The following is a 19,637-nucleotide window of genomic DNA, read 5'->3' as shown; positions in this document are numbered from 1 at the left end:
ATGTGACACTGACGCAAGAAAAGTGACGTTATGAGGTCGGTTTTTTTATATTGGTAAGCATTGCTGACTATTATCGCGTAAACTGACGGAATAGCTGGTATTCCACAAATTTCGTACGCTTTGGCGTGCGTTCTGTTTTTAGGAGACACGGCGCATGGCCGAACGGATGTTGCAGTTCGTCAATCACCCACAGATCCTTCCGGAGAAGCGTGACGCTGCTGAGCGTCGTGCAGACTTTGGAGAGATTTACCGTGGGTTTGCGATGAGCCGCGCTGAAGAGCAGGCCTCTCGCTGCTCTCAGTGTGGAATTCCGTTCTGCTCCGTGCATTGCCCTCTTGGTAACAACATTCCGGACTGGCTGAAGCTGACGGCAGAAGACCGTTTGCAGGAAGCCTATGAGATGTCTTCGGCCACCAATACCTTCCCGGAGATTTGCGGTCGCATCTGCCCGCAGGATCGCCTGTGTGAAGGCAACTGCGTGATCCAGAAGGGGTTTGAGAGCGTCACTATTGGGGCTGTCGAACGCTTTATTACGGAAAATGCTTTTGAGCAGGGCTGGGTGCAGCCGCGTCTGCCGGATCGTGAACTCAAAGTCAGTGTTGGCGTCGTGGGTTCCGGCCCTGCCGGTCTGGCCTGTGCGGAGCGTCTGCGGGCACGCGGCTATGAGGTTCACGTTTATGAACGTCAGGACCGTGTGGGCGGCCTGCTGACTTACGGTATTCCGAGCTTCAAGCTGGAAAAGCATGTCGTGGCCCGCCGTCACAAGCTGCTGGAAGAGCAGGGCATCATTTTCCATCTTTCCACGCCAATCGGTGCGGGTGAGGGGGAAACCTCGCTGGATGATCTGCGGACGCGTCATAACGCAGTGTTCCTTGGAACGGGCGTGTATCGTTCGCGCTCCGTGGATGTTCCGGGTGCAGACCTGAACGGCGTTGTGGATGCGATCGACTTCCTGACGGCCTCAAACCGTCGCGGATATGACGAAGACCCAGGCGAAGATGCAGCGCTTCATGCCAAGGGCCGTCGTGTTGTTGTCATTGGTGGTGGTGATACGGCCATGGACTGCGTTCGGACGTCCATCCGTCAGGGCGCCGAGAAGGTCACCTGCGTTTATCGCCGTGACCGTGCGAACATGCCGGGCTCTCGTCAGGAAGTTTACAACGCCGAGGAAGAAGGCGCGAACTTCGAGTGGCTGGCAGCACCGGAAGAGTTTCTGGGCGAAGGCACGGTTGAAGGTGTGAAGGTGCTGAAAATGCGTCTTGGTGCACCGGATGCCACGGGCCGCCGCTCTATCGAAGGCACGGGCCAGCATTCCATTATTGAAGGCGACATCGTGATCCGTGCGCTGGGCTTCGACCCGGAAGACCTGCCGGGTCAGTGGCAGCAGTCGGAGCTTGCCGTGACGCGCTGGGGCACGCTTACGGTTCCGCCGGGTGGTTTCCAGACGAGCCTGCCGGGCGTGTTCGCTGGTGGCGATATTGTCCGTGGTGCGAGCCTTGTTGTCTGGGCCATCAAGGACGGCCGTGATGCGGCTGACGCAATTCATCTTTCTCTGACCGAGACCCTGGCGCTGGAGGCCGCGGAATGACACAGAACACCGATTTCATCCGCGAATACACTGAGAACGTCGAGCGCCTGAAAGGTCTCTATGACCCGACGCAGGAGCGCGATTCCTGTGGTGTGGGCCTTGTGGCTGCTCTGGATGGCAAGCCGTCCCGCGCTGTTGTGAAGGCGGGTATCGAAGCTCTGGGCAACATCTGGCATCGTGGTGCTGTCGATGCTGATGGCAAGACGGGTGACGGTGCGGGTATCCATGTCGAAATCCCGCAGGATTTCTTTGCCGAAGCCATTCATAACAGTTCCAGCGATGATACGATCGACGGTCGCATTGCCGTTGGCATGGTGTTTCTGCCGAAGACGGATCTGGCGTCCCAGGAAGCCGGTCGTCAGATCATCGAAACCGAGGTTCTGAACTTCGGCTACGGAATCTATGGCTGGCGTCAGGTGCCAATCGATACGGCCTGCATTGGCGAGAAAGCCAACCAGACGCGCCCCGAAATCGAACAGATCATGATCCGCAATACGCTGGCTCGCTCGGAAGACGAGTTCGAGCGTGATCTGTACGTTCTGCGTCGTCGCATCGAGAAGCAGGCGACCCGTCAGCAGGTAGATCTGTATATCTGCTCGCTGTCCTGCCGTTCGGTCATTTATAAGGGCATGTTCCTTGCCGAGAACCTGACGGATTTTTATCCGGATCTGCTGGACGAGCGCTTCGTTTCGCGGTTCGCGATCTACCATCAGCGTTACTCGACCAACACGTTCCCGACCTGGAAGCTGGCCCAGCCGTTCCGCAAGGTGGCGCATAACGGTGAGATCAACACGATCTCCGGCAACACCAACTGGATGCGGTCGCACGAAACGCGCCTGTCACATGCGGCGCTCGACCCTTACATGGATGATCTGAAGCCGGTCGTGCAGGCTGCTGGCTCGGATACAGCGGCGCTGGATAACGTCTTCGAACTCATGACCTTCGGTGGCCGCAGCGCGCCGATGGCCAAGATGATGCTCATTCCGGCCTCCAGCGGTGCGAACTCCGCGATTTCTCCGGCAGCGCGCGCCATGTTCCGCTACTGCAATGCGGTGATCGAACCGTGGGACGGCCCGGCTGCGGTCTGTGCAACGGATGGGCGCTGGGTCATCGCCGGGCTGGATCGTGCGGGTCTGCGTCCGCTGCGGTATTCCATCACGAATGACAACCTGCTGATCGTGGGTTCAGAAGCGGGCATGGTTCGCGTGCCGGAAGCGCGTATTCAGCGTCGCGGGCGCCTTGGTCCGGGGCAGACGCTGGCGCTCGACCTCAAGGAAGGTCGCCTCTACCAGCCGGATGAACTGCTTGAAATGCTGGCCTCCCGTCAGGATTTCCAGTCTTGGGTCAAGCGCATCCGCAATATCGAGCCGATCGTGCGGGATGTGGTTGAGCCGGAAGGTATGGCCGCCGACGTGCTGCGTCGCCAGCAGATGGCCGTCAGCCTGACGCATGAAGAGCTGGAAACCATCCTTCACCCGATGGTCGAGACGGCTGCCGAAGCTCTGGGCTCCATGGGGGATGACACGCCGCTTCAGGTTCTGTCCAAGATCTATCGTGGTCTGTCACATTACTTCCGTCAGGGCTTCAGCCAGGTTACGAACCCGCCGATCGATTCCTTGCGTGAAACACGGGTGATGAGCCTGATTACGCGTCTGGGCAATCTGGGGAACATTCTCGACGAGCGCCCGGAACAGTGCGATCTGCTTCAGCTTCCCAGCCCGGTTCTGACGGTTGGTGAGTTTGATGAACTGCGGAAAGTCTGCGGTGAGAACGCTGCCTCGATCGACTGTACTTTCCCGGTTGAGGACGGCGAAGAAGGGCTGCGTGCGGCGATCGCGTCCATCCGCGTTCAGGCGGAAGATCATGTCCGTGGCGGTTGCACCCATCTGTTCCTGACGGATGAGAATACCGGGCTGGATCGTGTGGCCGTGCCGATGATCCTTGCGACGGCTGCCGTGCATGTTCACCTTGTGCGTCATTCCCTGCGCACGTTCACGTCCCTGAACGTGCGGACGTCCAGTGCTATCGACGTTCACGCCATCGCCGTGACGATCGGTGTTGGTGCGACGACGGTGAATCCGGCGCTGGCCCAACACAGCATCGCGGACCGTCTGCGTCGCGGCCTGTTTGGCCAGATGACAATCCGTGAGGCGATGGAGCGTTACCGCAAGGCGGTGGACAAGGGTCTGCTCAAGATCATGTCCAAGTTCGGGATTTCCATAATCTCGGCATACCGCGGTGGCTACAACTTCGAAGCCATTGGTCTGTCCCGTGCGCTGGTGGCTGAGTTCTTTCCGGGGATGCCGTCTCGTATTTCCGGCATTGGTCTGCCGGGTATCGCCCGGAACATCCTGAAGGCTCATGCGGCTGCGTGGGATCAGAAGGTTGAGGCGCTTCCGGTCGGTGGTCGCTACAAGTTGCGCCGTCAGGGTGAGACGCATGCCTTCTCCGGCCAGCTTGTGCACATGCTGCAAAGCGCTGTTTCGGCCAACAGCTACACGCTGTATCGCCGTTACGCGGATGCTGTGCGTCAGATGCCGCCGGTCGCCCTGCGTGACCTGCTGGACTTCAAGGCACCTCATGCACCGATCCCGGTGGACGAGGTTGAAAGCATCACGCAGATCCGTCGTCGTCTTGTCGCGCCGGGTATTTCGCTGGGTGCCCTGAGCCCGGAAGCGCATGAGACGCTGGCGATTGCCATGAACCGGATTGGTGCGAAGTCTGACTCCGGTGAGGGGGGCGAGGACGCCGAGCGCTCCAAGCCGCGCCCGAACGGGGACAATGCGTCTTCCGCGATCAAGCAGGTGGCGTCTGGCCGGTTCGGTGTGACCGCGCAGTATCTGAATGACTGCCGCGAGATCGAAATCAAGATGGCCCAGGGCGCGAAGCCGGGCGAGGGTGGACAGCTTCCGGGCTTCAAGGTTACGGAACTGATTGGCCGCCTGCGTCATGCGACGCCGGGTGTGACGCTGATCTCGCCTCCGCCGCATCATGACATCTATTCGATCGAGGATCTGGCCCAGCTCATCTACGATCTGAAGCAGGTCAACCCAACGGCAACCGTTACCGTGAAGCTGGTTGCCCGGACGGGTATCGGCACGATTGCGGCAGGTGTGGCGAAGGCGAAGGCTGATGCCATCCTGATCTCCGGTCATTCCGGCGGTACGGGTGCCAGCCCGCAGTCTTCGATCCATTATGCGGGTCTGCCGTGGGAAATGGGCCTGTCCGAAGCGCATCAGGTTCTGATGCTGAACCGTCTGCGTCATCGTCTGGTGCTGCGGACGGATGGTGGCATCAAGACGGGCCGTGACGTGGTCATGGCGGCGATGCTGGGTGCGGAAGAGTTCGGGATTGGTACGGCCGCGCTGGTGGCCATGGGTTGCATCATGGTGCGTCAGTGCCATTCCAACACCTGCCCGGTCGGCGTCTGCGTTCAGGACGAAAAGCTGCGCGCGAAGTTCGAAGGCTCCCCGGAGAAGGTCATCAACCTCTTCACGCTGATTGCTGAAGACATTCGCCATATTCTTGCCGATCTGGGCGTTCGCTCCCTGAAGGACGTCATTGGACGGACGGATATGCTCCGTCAGGTGTCTCGCGGCGCGGACTATCTGGACGATCTGGATCTGAACTCCCTGCTGGTGCAGGCCGATCCGGGTGAACATGCCCGTTACTGCACCCGTGAAGGCCGTAATGAGGTTCCGGAGACGCTGGACGCACAGATCGTGGCCGATGCGATCCCGCTGTTCGAGCGTCGTGAGAAGCTGCATCTGCACTACAACGTGCAGAACACGCATCGCGCGATCGGGACGCGCATTTCCGGCATGATCACCCGTCAGTTCGGGATGCACGAACTGCCCGAGGGTCAGCTCACATTGTCGCTTCGCGGGTCGGCTGGTCAGTCCCTTGGCGCATTCGCGGTGCAGGGGCTGAAGATGATCGTGGAAGGGGATTCCAACGATTATGTCGGCAAGGGGCTTTCGGGTGCGACGATCGTTGTGCGTCAGTCCCCGTCGTCCCAGTGGCGTTCGGAAGAGAACGCGATCATTGGCAACACGGTCCTGTACGGTGCAACGAGTGGCAAGCTCTTTGCGGCGGGTCAGGCTGGTGAGCGGTTCGCGGTTCGTAACTCTGGGGCGACGGCTGTTGTTGAGGGCTGTGGCTCGAACGGTTGCGAGTACATGACCGGCGGCAAGGTCGTGATCCTCGGTGAGACGGGCGATAACTTCGGTGCCGGCTTTACGGGCGGCATGGCCTATGTGCTCGATCCGAAGGACCGTTTTGAATCCCGCATCAATCCGGACACGGTGATGTGGAACCGCGTGCAGCCGGGTAGCCGCTGGGATGTGGAACTGCGCACGCTGGTCGAGCAGCATGTGGAAGAAACAGGCAGCACTTACGCCGCGGACCTGCTGCATTGCTGGGAGCGCACGCTGGAGCAGTTCTGGCACATCGTTCCCCGCGAATATGCCAAGGTCATTGGCTATGTGCAGGAAGACCTGTCCAAGCTTTCGGCCTGATTGCTTCGATCGGTTAAAGTCTGAAAAGCCCCGCATCAGGTTTCTGGTGCGGGGCGTTTTTTCTGTGGCTTAGGATTTGAGTTTTCTGGTCAGGGTGACGAGCGCGGCGATCTGGCTGGAAATAAACTTGCAGGTTGGTTCGTCCGTCAGTTTCAGCGTTTCTGGATCTACTTTCCCTGCGACCATGCCAATCATGACCTCTGGGCGATTAAGAACAAAGGCGTCCAGAAACACCATATTCTGTCGGAGGTTGTATTGCGCTCTGGCACCTCCGATCATACCGGGAGAAGCTGTCTGGATGGCGACGGGTTTTTCACTAAAGGGCTGGGGCGATACGCGTGAGAGCCAGTCGATGGCGTTCTTCAGTGCGCCGGGAATGGAATAATTATATTCCGGGGTCACGATAATGACGCCGTCTGCGGCCTGGATCTGCTCGGCCATGGCCAGAACAGGGGCCGGGAACCCTGCGTCCTGAACATCCTGGTCATAATGGGGAAAATCCCCGATCGATTCGAGCGGGGTAATGGAAATCCCTTCAGGTGCAAGCTCTGGCAAAGCACGAGCAATAGCCGCGTTGAAGGACGCTTTGCGCAGGCTTCCGAGCAGGGTGACGAAATGCAGGGGCGTATCGTTGGGCATAGACAGGTCTCCATCGAAGCGTCGGTCGTGTCATGGCCAAAAGCTAGGGCAACCATGACATGACGCCGAAGTGAGTCAGGCTGCGGTTTTCAGCATGCCATGAGGATCGAGAACAAACTTGCGTGGCGCACCGTTGTCGAAGTCATGGTAGCCGCGTGGGGCATCTTCCAGTGAAATCACGGTTGCATTGACGATATCGGCGATGGGAAGGCGTCCATGCAGAATGGCCTGCATTAGTTGCCGGTTATACTTCAGAACGGGTGTCTGGCCGGTGTGGAAAGACTGGCTTTTGGCCCAGCCCTGACCCAGCCGGAGTGTCAGGTTGCCTTTCTGCGCCGCAGCTTCATGGGCGCCCGGATCTTCCGTCACATACAGGCCTGGAATACCGATGGCCCCGGCTGGACGGGTGACTTCCATGGCCTGATTGAGGATGACGGCAGGTTGTTCCTTTCCGTCATATCCCTTGGCCTCGAAACCGACGGCATCAATGAAGCTGTCGACCTCCGGTGTCCCGATGACCTGTTCGATGAGGTCACCGAGCCTGTCGTGGTTCTGGAGGTTTATGGGTTCAAACCCGACCGCCTTGGCGTGATCGAGGCGTTCAGGATTGAAGTCGCCGATCATGACAACGGCGGCGCCAAGAATGCGCGCCGACGCGGCCGCTGCCATGCCGACGGGGCCAGCTCCTGCGATATAGACCGTTGAGCCTACACTCACCTTGGCATTGATGGCGCCATGAAAGCCGGTGGGGAGAATATCGGTCAGCATTGTGAGGTCTCTGATGCGCTCAAGTGCCTGAGCCTTGTCAGGGAAGCGCAGCAGATTGAAATCGGCATAAGGAACCATGACGTAGCGGGCCTGTCCGCCGATCCATCCGCCCATATCCACATAGCCATAGGCGCCCCCCGCGCGGCTCGCATTGACCGTCAGGCATACGCCTGTGTGCTGTTCCCGGCAGCATCTGCATCGCCCACAGGCGACGTTGAAGGGAACGGAGACCAGATCGCCTTTGCGAACCATCTCGACATCCGATCCGGTTTCGATGACTTCGCCGGTGATTTCGTGGCCGAGGACCAGCCCGGACGGCGCTGTTGTGCGGCCTCGAACCATATGCTGGTCGGAGCCGCAGATATTGGTGGAGACGACCTTGAGAATGACGCCGTGGTCAATCTTCCGGCCATCGGGTGTTTCCATTCTGGGGTCATCAATCCGCTGGACTTCAACATGATTGGGGCCGAGATAAACGACCCCTCTGTTTTCGTCAGACATGGCTTCTCTCCAGGTTCGGGCAGCGGCCATCCCTTGCGGCCAGGGTCGCCCGGCACGACGAAATGTTGTCGTACAGGGCACTCAACGTTCGCCATGCTTTCTGGAACCGTAACATAGGGCTACAGAAGCGCCTCTCGCTCGAACGTGATGGGAATTCCTGTCTTTTGTCTGTGGCTACCTTCTGAGCCGGATGATTTGTGAACTCAGGGGGCGACCAACTGGTCAAGCCAGACTTGAAGCCGCCCATGGAAGCCCACTACCCTGTGACCCATCTGTAGGCACGGCTGTGCCAACTGAACGAGCGACAGAGGGGTTTATGGAAAATCACGTCAATACATTGTGGGGACAGTTTTATGGCTGGCTTCCCACTCTTCTGAGTTATGTCGGGCAGCTTGTTCTGGCGATTATCGTGTTGCTGGTGGGCTGGTCCATCATCAATATGATCACGCGCGGAATGGGCCGCATGATGGCCGCCAGCAACATCGAGCCCACCCTGCGGGGCTTCCTGCTCAGTGTCGTCGGGTTGTTGCTTAAGGCGCTTCTTCTCATCAGCGTTGCCTCGATGGTGGGGATCGCTACGACGTCCTTCGTCGCTGTTCTGGGTGCGGCTGGCCTGGCTGTTGGCATGGCGCTTCAGGGCAGTCTTGCCAACTTTGCGGGTGGCGTGCTGATCCTGCTGTTCCGTCCATTCAAGGTGGGTGATTCCATTACGGCAGCGGGCAACACGGGAACTGTTGTTTCAATCGAGATGTTCCGCACCGTGCTGCAGGACGCAACCAATGACATCGTTTATGTGCCGAACGGAACGCTTTCGAACAATGTCGTCATCAACAGCTCGCAGTCAGAGCGGCTTCTGGCGTCGGTCAGTCTGCTGATTGATTATAACGATGATATCGACAAGGCTCGTGCACTGCTTCTGGGGCTGTTTGAAAATGATGCTCTGGTTCTGAAGACGCCCGCGCCATCCGTTTCGTTCCTGCCGCGTCCGGCCAATATCGCCGTTACGCTTGGCTTCTGGTGCGCGCCGGGCAACGTAACGCCGCTGGTTGCCAAGTACTCTGAAGCATCCATTCAGGCGCTGAAGAAAGAAGGCTTCCGTCTGGGCGTTACGGCCCGCACTGCGGCCTGACCTTTTCGCGGTTTGGCCAGGGTTATGCTGGGCAGGCCGCGTTATGGTCTTTCAAGCGTGTTCAATGAAGAATGCAGTGCAGTTGTTCCCGTAAGGAAAACTCACTCGGTTTAAAACGGCGATTTCTGAGATTGGTGGTGGACCCGACGCGATTCGAACGCGTGACCTTTGCCTTCGGAGGGCAACGCTCTATCCAGCTGAGCTACGGGTCCGTCGGGTCTCCAATAGACGGTTCAGGATAGGCTTGCCAAGCCCTTAGTAGAATTTTGTTTGTTCAAGGTTGCGCTGTGGCTTTCCAGAGAGCTGCTGCCACGTCTCCGCCAGATGGGAGGGCGCTTTCAGGCGTCAAAATCCATGAGGTGACGTCCTGTGCTGTAATCCGTTTATCCCGGCTCATCAGGTGGTGGGCCGTCGGAAATTCGTCCAGTCGTACTGAGCTGGGAAGGCGTTTCAACAAACGTGCTGTGTAAGGCGGAAGAACAAACTGGTCCCGACCGCCGAAAATCATAAGCATGGGCGTTCTGACCCGTGGTGCGTCATTAAAAGCCTTTGCCATGAGGTGGGTCAGGCCAAAAAGCGGATGAATGGTCGAACTATGCTGGGTCAGCGGGTCAAAATACATGCGTCGCAGGGCACGGATGTTATCGCTCGCAACGCGCTCTCCGGGAACGGCTGATCCATCCAGTTTCCAGCGAGGCGCGACTGTATCGAGGCCATCCAGAACGGTCTGCCAGGGCTCACCGAGTTTCATGATGGCTGGTGCGAGAAGAATGGTTCCGGACAGTTCTGGTGGCGGCTCGGTCGCAAGGAGCAGGGCGACGGCTCCGCCCATGCTCTCGCCCATGACATAGAGAGGCACGCCGGGGTAACGCCTGCGGAGCCACGTAAGCTCTTCTCGTGTGTCCTGAACCATGCGCGCCGTGCTGCTCCAGCCACCTGCGTCCTGTGTAGCGCCGAACCCGCGCTGGTCTGGGGAGACGATTTCGATACCGGCAGCGCTCAGGGGTAGTGCAAAGAATTCCCACGCATCCCGGCTGTCTCCGAAGCCATGAAGCGCCAGAATAACGGCCTTCAAGGGGTGGGCTGCGGGATAAATTCTTAAAGGAATGCGAGCACCATCCGACATGCTAAGCGTCACATCCGGGGGGATGAGGGCTGTTTCTTTCGCTGTCGGATGCAGGTCAGGCATTGGCCGGTGCGTGCAGGCACCGAGAAGCAGCGTGCACGCCGCAAAGCAGACCAAGGTGCAGGAAAGACGCCAGAGGCGGTTTGAAACGGATGGGAATGAGCCTATCATCGCGAAGATTTTAGAACGTCCGGCCCTTCCGGGCGAGAAGGGAGATATTCGTGCCGTCTGAAACGCCTCATCTGGTTCTGATTGACGGGTCCGGCTTCATTTTCCGTGCTTTCCACGCCCTCCCGCCCATGACGAGCCCGGAAGGCGTGCCGGTCAACGCGGTTTATGGCTTCACGAATATGCTGACCCGCCTCCTGCGCGATCATGTCGGCACGCATCTGGCCGTTATTTTCGATGCCGGTCGTCAGACGTTCCGGAACGAGATTTATCCTCAATACAAGGCGCATCGTCCCGAGCCACCGGAAGATCTGCGCCCGCAGTTCGGACTGATCCGGGATGCGACAGCGGCGTTCAATGTGCCGTCGATTGAACTGGCTGGCTGGGAAGCAGACGATCTGATCGCGAGCTATGCCAAAGCTGTTGTGGCGCAGGGTGGACGGTGCACGATCATCTCATCAGACAAGGATCTGATGCAGTTGATCTGCCCTGGTGTCGAACTGATGGACCCGATGAAGCAGAAGCCGATTCGGGAAGCTGAGGTTGAGGCCAAGTTCGGTGTGCGGCCAGATCAGGTTGTCGATGTTCAGGCCCTGATGGGGGATTCTACCGATAACGTGCCGGGTGTGCCGGGCATCGGCGCCAAGGGCGCGGCCCAGCTCATTAATGAATATGGGACGCTGGAAAAGGTTCTGGATGCTGCGGAGGGCATGAAAGCCTCCAAGCGCCGCCAGAACCTGATTGAATTTGCGGATGCCGCCCGGATGTCTCGCAAGCTGGTTCTGCTGGCCGACGATGTGCCGTTGCCTCAGCCGATTGAGGAACTGGGGTGCCGTGAGCCGGTTCAGGAAACGCTCCGGGACTGGCTCGACACGATGGGCTTTCATTCCACAATCCAGCGGATGGGCCTCGGGTTGGCGGCAAAGCCAAGGCCCACGCCTCGTCCCAAGGCAGCGCCAGCGGAGGGTGAGGCGCCGACAGTGACGCTCTCTGAAGCGTCTTATGGACCGTATGAAACGGTTACAGATTTCGAGACGCTGGATCGGTGGATTGCCGAGGCGCGGGCCGCCGGATTTGTGGCTGTGGATACGGAAACGGACAGTCTCAATGCGCGTCAGGCCAATATGGTCGGGCTGTCGCTCTCTGTTGCGCCGGGCAAGGCCTGTTATGTGCCGTTCCTGCATGAAGGCAAGCGGGATCTGTTGCAGGATGGGGCGGACGATCAGCCGACCGATCAGCAGCTCGATCGTGCGGAAACACTGAAGCGTCTTGCGCCTCTGATGCGGGATGCGTCTGTTCTGAAAATCTTCCAGAACACGAAATATGATCTGACGGTGTTCCGCAAGGCTGGACTGCCTGAAATAACGCCGATCGACGATACGATGCTCATTTCCTATGCACAGTCTGCGGGAGAGCACGGGCAGGGCATGGATGAGTTGTCGCAGCTTCATCTGGGTCATACGCCGATTACTTATGATTCCGTGACGGGAACGGGGCGCAAGCGCATTCCGTTTGCCGAAGTTCCGCTGGATCAGGCGACCGCGTATGCGGCGGAAGATGCCGATGTCACGCTGCGGTTGTGGCAGGTTCTTCGTCCTCAGTTACGTATTCGTCAGTCGCTGGCCCTCTATGAAGAAATTGAGCGACCTTTGATTGAAGTCCTGACGGATATGGAAGACGTCGGGATCAAGGTGGATGCCGTTGAACTGCGGCGCATGTCGGCCGATTTTGAAACGCGTATGGCGGTGATCGAGAAGGATATTCACGAGCAGGTTGGGCGCAGTTTCAACGTGGGTTCGCCCAAGCAGCTTGGTGAGATCCTGTTCGATGAAATGGAGCTTCCGGGCGGGAAACGCACCAAGAGCGGCTCTTGGGGAACGGATTCCTCTGTCCTTGAGGGACTGGCGGAGCAGGGGCATGACCTGCCGCAGAAAATCCTGTCCTGGCGTCAGTTGGCCAAGCTGAAATCGACTTATGCCGATGCGCTGGTTGAGCAGATGGATCAGGGGACGCAGCGCGTTCATACGTCCTTCCAGATGGCCATTACGACCACCGGGCGTCTCTCTTCCAATGAGCCGAACCTTCAGAATATTCCGATCCGTACGGAAGAAGGCGCGCTGATCCGTAAGGCTTTCGTGGCGGCTCCGGGGCATGTTCTGGTGTCTGCGGATTACAGCCAGATCGAACTGCGGCTTCTGGCCCATGTGGCGAAGATCGAGCCGTTGTTGGAGGCGTTCCATCTGGGGCAGGACATTCATGCCCGCACGGCGTCCGAAGTGTTTGGTATTCCCATCGAAGGCATGGACCCGCTGACTCGTCGCCGGGCCAAGGCCATCAACTTCGGCATTATTTACGGTATTTCAGCGTTCGGTCTGGGGCGCCAACTTCAGATTTCGCCGGGTGAAGCACGCTCTTACATTGATGCGTATTTTGCCCGCTATCCTGGTATTCGCGCCTACATGGAGCGCACCAAGGAAGAGGCGAAGGAGCATGGGTACGTTCTGACGCCGTTTGGTCGCCGCTGCTATGTGCCCGGCATCAAGGACAAGAATGGCGCTCGTCGGTCCTATGCCGAACGTCAGGCGATCAACGCGCCGCTTCAGGGGGGGGCTGCTGACATCATCAAGCGGGCTATGGTGCGGCTGGCGAGAAAGCTGCCTGAGACGGGCCTGAAAGCGCAGATGCTGCTTCAGGTGCATGATGAACTGCTCTTCGAAGTTCAGGAGCAGGATGCACAGGCATTGGCGGATTTCGTCCGTCAGGAAATGGGAAGTGCTGCCAAGCTGGATGTGGCACTTGAGGTTGAAACCGGTATTGGCCCGAGCTGGGCTGACGCACACTGAGAGACTGAACGACCATGGAAACCCAACACGAACGCCGCAAGCGGATCAGCAATCGCATCATCTGGGGGGTGCTGGCAGTTGCGGCAGTTCTGGCCGGGGTCGGCTTCCAGTTAGCCTCTCATGGTGGACCGGGGCTGCTGGTACAGTCCAACGGAAATGAAGTGGGCGGTAGCTTCCGTCTTGATTCCCTTGGGGAAAGCACGGTCACGGAAGGGGACTTCCACGGAACCTGGGTTCTGGTGTGGTTCTTTGACACCAACTGCCCGGAAGATCGCTGCCAGCCGGTGCTGAAAAGCATGGAGCAGGCGTATCAGGCCCTTCATGCACAAGGCATCCGTGTCTCTCCGCTTGCGGTGTCTCTGGACCCGTTTGATGAAAACGAAGCCCTCAGAAACTACGTCATTCCGGTCGCTCCCCATGTGATGCCGTTCACGGGTACGCCGAACATGATTAAGGCCATGACCGCTGAGTATCATGCCCCGGATCAGAAAGAGGGTGACCATTACGTTCCGGCCCCGCGGATCGTTATCATGGATCCAAGTGCCCGCTATGCTGGTACAATCGATGCGACTGGCGATGCAGATGCGTTGATTGCCCGCCTTCGTCAGCTATCAAAGCGCTAAATGGCAATGCGTGTCCCGGCCTTTCTCCTCGCTCTTGCACTTGGCGTGGCCGGGACGGCGTTTGCTCAGGAGCAGACACCTCCTGACTGGGATGGGCAGACGCTGGGCAGCCCGCATAGAGGTGGAACGCTTCGACTCACCGCTGATGGTCCCGGTGGGACATTAGACCCGCAGGTTAATTACGGCACGCAGTACATGCAGGTGTTCGTCAATATGTACGATCCCCTGCTGACGTTCAGAGAGGCGCGTGGCCCTACCGGGCTGGAGGTCGTTCCCGATCTTGCGGACGCCATGCCGACTATCAGCCCTGATGGGCTGACATGGACACTTCATTTACGGTCCGGTCTAAAATTTTCGGATGGATCGCCGGTTCGTGTTGAGGACGTAGTCGCGTCTTTTCGTCGGATCTATCGGGTCGGCAGCCCGACGGCGGCCTCATTTTACGGTGGGATTGTCGGTGCGAAAGAGTGCCTGGATGCGCCGGACCACTGCACGTTGCCGGGTGTGGAAGGGCGCCCAGATGGAACAATCGTGTTTCATCTGGCTCATCCGGATGGAGAGTTTCTCTACAAGCTTGCGTTCCCTCATGCGGTTATTTTGCCTGCGTCAGTGTCTGTACACGATGTGGGGAATGAGACCGTGCCGGGCACAGGGCCTTATCGGATCACGCATTACGATCCCGAGCATGGCATTGTGCTGGAACGAAACTCCTACTTTCATGTCTGGAACCCACAGGCCCAGACAGACGGGTTTGCTGACCGGATCGAGTATAATTTTGGTCTCTCTGACGAGGCGCAGATCACTGCGGTCGAACAGGGCCAATATGACTGGATGCTCGATGCCAAGCCCTCTGACCGACTGGGTGAGCTCGGCGCGAAATACACCTCGCAGGTTCATATCGAGCCGCTGCTGGGGCTGTATTATCTGGCCATGAATGTGCACGAAAAGCCGTTCACAGATCAGCGGGTTCGTCAGGCTGTCAGTATGGCTGTGAACCGACATGCCATGACCATTTTGTTCGGAGGTGGAGCGATTTCCGAACCTCTCTGCCAGATGGTTCCACACGGCATTCCAGGCGCTGACCTTGGTCTTTCGTGCCCACAGGACCTGGAGAGAGCCAGAAAGCTTGTGCGTGAAGCCGGTGAAGAGGGGGCGACCGTAACGCTGGTGGTTCCCAACCGGGCCGTTGAACTTGGAATGGGAACATATCTGCGAAATGTACTTCAGCAGATCGGTTTCAAGGCACAGCTCCGTCCCATAACAGCTGGACTGGCAGAGTCCTACGAACAGAATACAGCCAACCATGTGCAGATTAGTCTGTCTTACTGGTTCGCAGATTATCCCTCAGCATCGACGTTTCTTGATGATCTGTTTGGATGCGATAATTACCATCCGAATTCAGCGATTTCCCCGAATTTTACCGGCTTTTGTGACCAGCATGTTCAGTCTCTTTTTGAGCGTGCCAAAATCCAGACAGATCCAGCTTTAGCAGCACCGATCTGGCAGGACGCTGGCCATGAGATCATGAGGCAAATGCCCGGTGCCCCCATGATCCAGATGAAGACAATTGATTTTGTGTCCAAGAGGCTTGGGAATTACTACTCGACGCTTCTCAGCCACATGCTGTTCTCTCACGTGTGGGTAAAGTAAGGCCGCATGTCGGATTAAGTCTGCTGATATTGCAGGATGCAGAATTTTTCCCAGTCCATGACATGAGAGACGGGTGCAACTGTTCCATCCGGACGCGCAGAGAGATGCCCGTTTTCGGTGTGGATCGAGAAGCAGAGACCATCCTGCTGGATCTGGCAGGCTAATGGGATAAGTCCTGCGGGTGTAAAGGCGTAAAGACCATCTTCATTCAGGATGACAGGTGCGCCACGCTCTGGAATATGGCGCTTGGTTTGCAGGAAAGCTTTTTCGGCAATGTCGTAACACAGCAATTCACCGGTCCAGGTTAGGACATAGGAAGGGGTGAAAACCTGACGGTAATTTCCCCCGAGTTGACGAAATAGCTGTGTCGCCTCCGTAGAATGACCAGCACGGGCAAGGTCAGCGGCCAAAGTACGCATGTCAGCGTCATGATGGCGCATGAACTGATCGAGGATATCCCGATTGGCGGGGTGGTCAGAGGTTAGTAAGCGAAAAACCCAGAGTGGACTTTTTCTCTGAGCATATCGAAGAATTCTGAAAATATTTTCAGGGGCATTTCTGCGAGTGCGTGCTGCAATACGGCGGATTGCGGTGGGATTGTCTAGGTTGCTCACGAGTTTTTGGAAAATCTTCGTGCCTTTGAGACGTGCGGTCACCATATGGCCTGCGTGACAGACGGGAACAGAAAACGCAGGGGTCTTTTGTTGTATAAGTTTTACTTCTTCGGCGTCGGGTTTTTCATACGGATCAAAGAAAACATAAGTTTTTCCATGAGTGTCTTCGGTCTGAATGCCCATGGATTTGAGTATTGGTTGGAAAAAATTCTGGAAGTGGGAGTGATGACTGACTTCGCTTTTATCAATGCTCCATTGTGGGGCCATGGAAATGACATAGTCAAAATTAAATAGTCTGGAATATTTAATAACAGCATAGGCTCCCATGGATACGCCGTATCCCAGAAGAGAAATATCCTGTGTGTGCAAAGTTTGCTTTCTAGCCTTGATCCAGTGAAGAGCTGCACCGAACGCTTGCAGATAATCTCCGTCCCTGTACCAGCAGTCATGCTTGGCAATAATTCCTACCCAAGGAAGATCGAGTTTTTTTGCAAGTGAATATCCAAAGAATGTACCGTCGTGTCTTTCGGGAGCGCCTACGCCGGTAAAGCTGGTAACAATAATATTTTTTTCGTCAGTACCTTCCAATGCACGAACAATGTAATGATCGCCTTCATATATTGTGCTCATAAAAGTTCTTCTTCGCAGATGTGCAGGAAGGCTCGAAAATTAATGCCGAACCATGGCGCGTGATAGATTAAATTGAATTCGGATCATATATTCACAAATTTTCAGCCATGTTAAGGGATAGGCATGAGATGACTGTCCGAGAGAAAGAATAAATCATCATGGGAAAAAAGACCGCTGTTCTCTTCAAGTGCCATAACTGGGATGCAGTCATCCAGCGGTCTTACGAGCGCTGCAAAAAAAAATCTAACAAATCAGATTTTTATATACTTTACGACAATTCAAGGGGAACAGTAGAAATCCCCGAGCATATACAGGAAGTAGAAAATATATTTCTTGCTCCTTATTCCGAAGTGGAAAGCCTTGGGCTCGCCTGGGGTACAGAAATAGGAAATTATGGTGGATATTGGTACAATGGAGATTACCACCAAAACCTGTTTATTTTAAATCATAACGAATACGATTATATATGTTCAATTGAAAATGATGTCGCGGTTTTAAATGATCTCGACAGCATCTTCGATGATATGGCAGCGAGAAATATTGATGCTGTCTATAAGCATGTTGAAGCTGAAAATCATGCGTGGGCTCATTCTGGTAGTTGTGAGGGATATTACGATCTCTCTCAACATGTCCATAAAGGGTTATTCTGTATCTCGTTCTTTTCGAGAAGAGCAGCCTTGCTCATTCTGAAGAGACGGTTGGAAATGTCCTTTCTTAAGAAGGAAAAAGGCCTACTGACGTGGCCAATTGGCGAAGCCGTCATGTCGCATGAAATTATCAGTGCAGGTATGCGAACAGAAGAACTCGCGCACTACTGCGATAGTTTAAGGCAGTATGATTGGGCGCCGGTTTATCTTGAAAAAGAAATCATAAACGAAACAGAAAAAACGTTTATTCATCCAGTTACAGAGATGAATGAAAAATTTATTGTGTCTAATTTTGTACAAGATTACCATTGTATGATTTCGGAAGAAGAGATCAGTAATGGGATTTCGCGAAATAGATCTCGGAGGATTAACGATTTTGAAGTCTATTCACGACTTTTCCATTGCCCTCGGATCTATAATAATCCGGTTTTGCGCGAGGATGTTGTTGATGATGCGCGTGAGCTTCTCACGGGGATTGATTTCGATCTGGCGTCCGAAGGAATGTCGCCAGATTTAACTCAGGCTCTTACCCAGGTTTACTCTGAGTTTCCCGAAAGAGTTTTCGCATCTCTGCCAAGTTACGAACGAAGCCACTCAATGTTCTTCGATCACGGGGTAGCATTGCCGATTTCGCTTGGGGAGAGTGGGGCATACACTCTTGTTCTGGCTGCGCGTGATCCTGATTTAACATCCCATTTTGATGTTAAGGGAAAGGACGTAGCATCCAGCTTCGAAATCATGCCCGTCAGCTTTCTGCTGCAGAAAGGCGAACTCCGTTTTTACGCGGTAAATTTCCCTGCAGAATGCACCGAATTTGTGGTGGAGCAGAAAGGCCCGCATGGGTTCTGGTTGAACTTTATAAAAATTCTTCCAACAACCGATGCGCTGCGAGCCCTTTCCACATCCTGATGCCCGAAGAAACAGAAAGCCTGTTTCTTGAGCAGGCTTTCTAGAGGCCGATATCGGTCCGGAAGATCTTGTCTTCCCATTGAACGGCTGAGGCACCCTCATAGGCAAGGCGGCGTGCCTCTTCCGGGGTGCTTGCTTTGGCACAAACGGTCAGGACGCGCCCGCCATCAGCGACAAGTACTCCATCGACCAGTTTTGTGCCGGCATGGAAAACTGACACGCCCGGCACAGCTTCAGCGCGTTCGATACCTGTGATGCGCCCTCCCTTCTTTGGGGCATCCGGATAGCCATTGGCGGCCAGCACCAGAGAAATGGAAGCCTCATCCGAAAATTCGGCAGCAGCATGTTCAAGATTGCCATCAGCAAGCGCTGCGAGAATGGGGAGCAGGTCTGACTTCAGGCGGATCAACAGTGCCTGTGCTTCAGGGTCCCCGAACCGGACGTTATATTCAATCAGTTTCGGACCTTCGTTGGTCAGCATCAGCCCTGCAAAGATCACACCGCGGAAAGGTGTTCCCCGGCGAACCATTTCTGCCAGCATCGGGCGAACGCTGAGATCAAGGGCTTTTTCCTGAGCTGCTCGGTCAAAAGCTGGTGGTGGAGAAATAGCGCCCATGCCACCCGTATTGGGGCCTGTATCGCCGTCTCCGAGGCGTTTGTGGTCTCGCGCGGCACCGATCAGAACGGCTTTTTCGTCAGAGCAGAATGCGAAAAGGGAGACTTCTTCGCCCACAAGGCATTCTTCAATCACAAGCGGCATGCCCAGCTTGCAAATGGCATCTTCTGCCTCGTCTACGCTCAACGCTACGACGACGCCTTTACCGGCGGCTAGTCCATCTGCTTTCACCACGATCGGTGCGCCGCGTCGGCGCACAAATTCAAGGGCAGGAGCCTCTTCTTCAAAGCGCTCCCATTTTGCAGTTGGAATGGCTGCGGCGTCTGCCACTTCTTTGGTGAAGGCCTTGCTACCCTCCAGCAGAGCTGCCGCCTTGGTCGGGCCAGCACATGGAATGCCAGCGTCCGCACAGGCATCAGCAAGGCCTGCGACCAAAGGGGCTTCAGGTCCGGGGACGATCAGATCAATTTTCTGCTCTTTTGCAAAGGCAACAAGACCAGCGACGTCATCAACCTTGAGGGGAACCAAGGTGGCCAAAGACGCCATGCCAGGATTGCCAGGCGCCGCATAAAGGGCCGTAAGACTGGGCGAGCGCGCCAGACATGTTGCCAGGGCGTGTTCGCGCCCTCCGGAACCGACCAGCAAAACGCGCATTCCGCTCTCCCTTTT

12 protein-coding genes and 1 tRNA gene are annotated in these 19,637 nt (G+C 56.3%); 7 read left to right on the top strand and 6 right to left on the bottom strand.

Annotated elements, in window-relative coordinates:
- The first annotated feature begins 154 nt into the window (after positions 1–154).
- Positions 155–1,588, top strand: coding sequence for an NAD(P)-dependent oxidoreductase (locus KP705_RS01725; protein WP_215763891.1), 1,434 nt, complete (start codon positions 155–157; stop codon positions 1,586–1,588).
- On the top strand, positions 1,585–6,105 hold the full coding sequence (gltB, locus tag KP705_RS01720; RefSeq protein WP_046899752.1) for a glutamate synthase large subunit: 4,521 nt from the start codon (positions 1,585–1,587) through the stop codon (positions 6,103–6,105). The genes KP705_RS01725 and gltB overlap by 4 nt, the downstream gene beginning before the upstream one ends.
- A gap of 69 nt (positions 6,106–6,174) precedes the next feature.
- Here gltB and KP705_RS01715 read toward each other — a convergent pair whose 3' ends face one another.
- The gene (locus tag KP705_RS01715; protein ID WP_215763890.1) at positions 6,175–6,744 is read right to left on the bottom strand and encodes an NADPH-dependent FMN reductase; all 570 of its coding nucleotides are present in this window, start codon (positions 6,742–6,744) and stop codon (positions 6,175–6,177) included.
- A 75-nt stretch (positions 6,745–6,819) separates the two neighbouring features.
- Positions 6,820–8,013, bottom strand: a complete 1,194-nt coding sequence (gene fdhA / locus KP705_RS01710; protein WP_046899750.1) for a formaldehyde dehydrogenase, glutathione-independent — start codon at positions 8,011–8,013, stop codon at positions 6,820–6,822.
- A gap of 316 nt (positions 8,014–8,329) precedes the next feature.
- Here fdhA and KP705_RS01705 point away from each other — a divergent pair, with 316 nt between their 5' ends.
- Entirely contained in the window at positions 8,330–9,142 is an 813-nt protein-coding gene (locus KP705_RS01705; protein WP_046899749.1) for a mechanosensitive ion channel family protein, read from the top strand.
- A 135-nt stretch (positions 9,143–9,277) separates the two neighbouring features.
- Here the strand turns inward: KP705_RS01705 and KP705_RS01700 are convergent.
- Positions 9,278–9,354, bottom strand: a tRNA-Arg gene (locus tag KP705_RS01700).
- Positions 9,355–9,416: 62 nt separating this feature from the next.
- Positions 9,417–10,439, bottom strand: a complete 1,023-nt coding sequence (locus tag KP705_RS01695; RefSeq protein ID WP_252348164.1) for an alpha/beta hydrolase — start codon at positions 10,437–10,439, stop codon at positions 9,417–9,419.
- 50 nt (positions 10,440–10,489) lie between these two features.
- Between KP705_RS01695 and polA the strand changes: the two genes are divergently transcribed.
- The 3 genes from polA to KP705_RS01680 are packed head-to-tail and all read left to right on the top strand — an operon-like array spanning position 10,490 to position 15,552.
- Positions 10,490–13,279, top strand: coding sequence for a DNA polymerase I (polA, locus tag KP705_RS01690; protein ID WP_046899748.1), 2,790 nt, complete (start codon positions 10,490–10,492; stop codon positions 13,277–13,279).
- Positions 13,280–13,293: 14 nt separating this feature from the next.
- A complete protein-coding gene (locus KP705_RS01685; protein WP_046899747.1) occupies positions 13,294–13,902 on the top strand; it encodes an SCO family protein in 609 nt (202 codons plus the stop codon).
- A complete protein-coding gene (locus KP705_RS01680) occupies positions 13,903–15,552 on the top strand; it encodes an ABC transporter substrate-binding protein (RefSeq protein WP_080951393.1) in 1,650 nt (549 codons plus the stop codon).
- Positions 15,553–15,566: 14 nt separating this feature from the next.
- Here the strand turns inward: KP705_RS01680 and KP705_RS01675 are convergent, their stop codons facing one another.
- Positions 15,567–16,796, bottom strand: coding sequence for a hypothetical protein (locus tag KP705_RS01675; protein WP_215763889.1), 1,230 nt, complete (start codon positions 16,794–16,796; stop codon positions 15,567–15,569).
- Between the two features lie 158 nt (positions 16,797–16,954).
- On the opposite strand from KP705_RS01675, the gene KP705_RS01670 reads away from it, so the two are divergent.
- The gene (locus KP705_RS01670) at positions 16,955–18,352 is read left to right on the top strand and encodes a hypothetical protein (protein WP_046899744.1); all 1,398 of its coding nucleotides are present in this window, start codon (positions 16,955–16,957) and stop codon (positions 18,350–18,352) included.
- Positions 18,353–18,392: 40 nt separating this feature from the next.
- Here the strand turns inward: KP705_RS01670 and purD are convergent, their stop codons facing one another.
- Entirely contained in the window at positions 18,393–19,622 is a 1,230-nt protein-coding gene (gene purD / locus KP705_RS01665; protein WP_215763888.1) for a phosphoribosylamine--glycine ligase, read from the bottom strand.
- Positions 19,623–19,637 lie beyond the last annotated feature (15 nt).

Source organism: Gluconobacter sp. P1D12_c, from assembly GCF_018812105.1.
Classification (GTDB): Bacteria; Pseudomonadota; Alphaproteobacteria; order Acetobacterales; family Acetobacteraceae; genus Gluconobacter; species Gluconobacter oxydans_A.
This window is presented reverse-complemented; position numbering and strand designations above follow the sequence as displayed.

Excerpts from the sequence above, each read along its gene's own strand:
- KP705_RS01670 (WP_046899744.1), top strand. The coding sequence starts at position 16,955 with ATGGGAAAAAAGACCGCTGTTCTCTTCAAGTGCCATAACTGGGATGCA.
- gltB (WP_046899752.1), top strand. The coding sequence starts at position 1,585 with ATGACACAGAACACCGATTTCATCCGCGAATACACTGAGAACGTCGAG.
- KP705_RS01685 (WP_046899747.1), top strand. The coding sequence starts at position 13,294 with ATGGAAACCCAACACGAACGCCGCAAGCGGATCAGCAATCGCATCATC.
- KP705_RS01675 (WP_215763889.1), bottom strand. The coding sequence starts at position 16,796 with ATGAGCACAATATATGAAGGCGATCATTACATTGTTCGTGCATTGGAA.
- KP705_RS01725 (WP_215763891.1), top strand. The coding sequence starts at position 155 with ATGGCCGAACGGATGTTGCAGTTCGTCAATCACCCACAGATCCTTCCG.
- fdhA (WP_046899750.1), bottom strand. The coding sequence starts at position 8,013 with ATGTCTGACGAAAACAGAGGGGTCGTTTATCTCGGCCCCAATCATGTT.
- KP705_RS01680 (WP_080951393.1), top strand. The coding sequence starts at position 13,903 with ATGGCAATGCGTGTCCCGGCCTTTCTCCTCGCTCTTGCACTTGGCGTG.
- KP705_RS01715 (WP_215763890.1), bottom strand. The coding sequence starts at position 6,744 with ATGCCCAACGATACGCCCCTGCATTTCGTCACCCTGCTCGGAAGCCTG.
- purD (WP_215763888.1), bottom strand. The coding sequence starts at position 19,622 with ATGCGCGTTTTGCTGGTCGGTTCCGGAGGGCGCGAACACGCCCTGGCA.
- KP705_RS01695 (WP_252348164.1), bottom strand. The coding sequence starts at position 10,439 with ATGATAGGCTCATTCCCATCCGTTTCAAACCGCCTCTGGCGTCTTTCC.
- KP705_RS01705 (WP_046899749.1), top strand. The coding sequence starts at position 8,330 with ATGGAAAATCACGTCAATACATTGTGGGGACAGTTTTATGGCTGGCTT.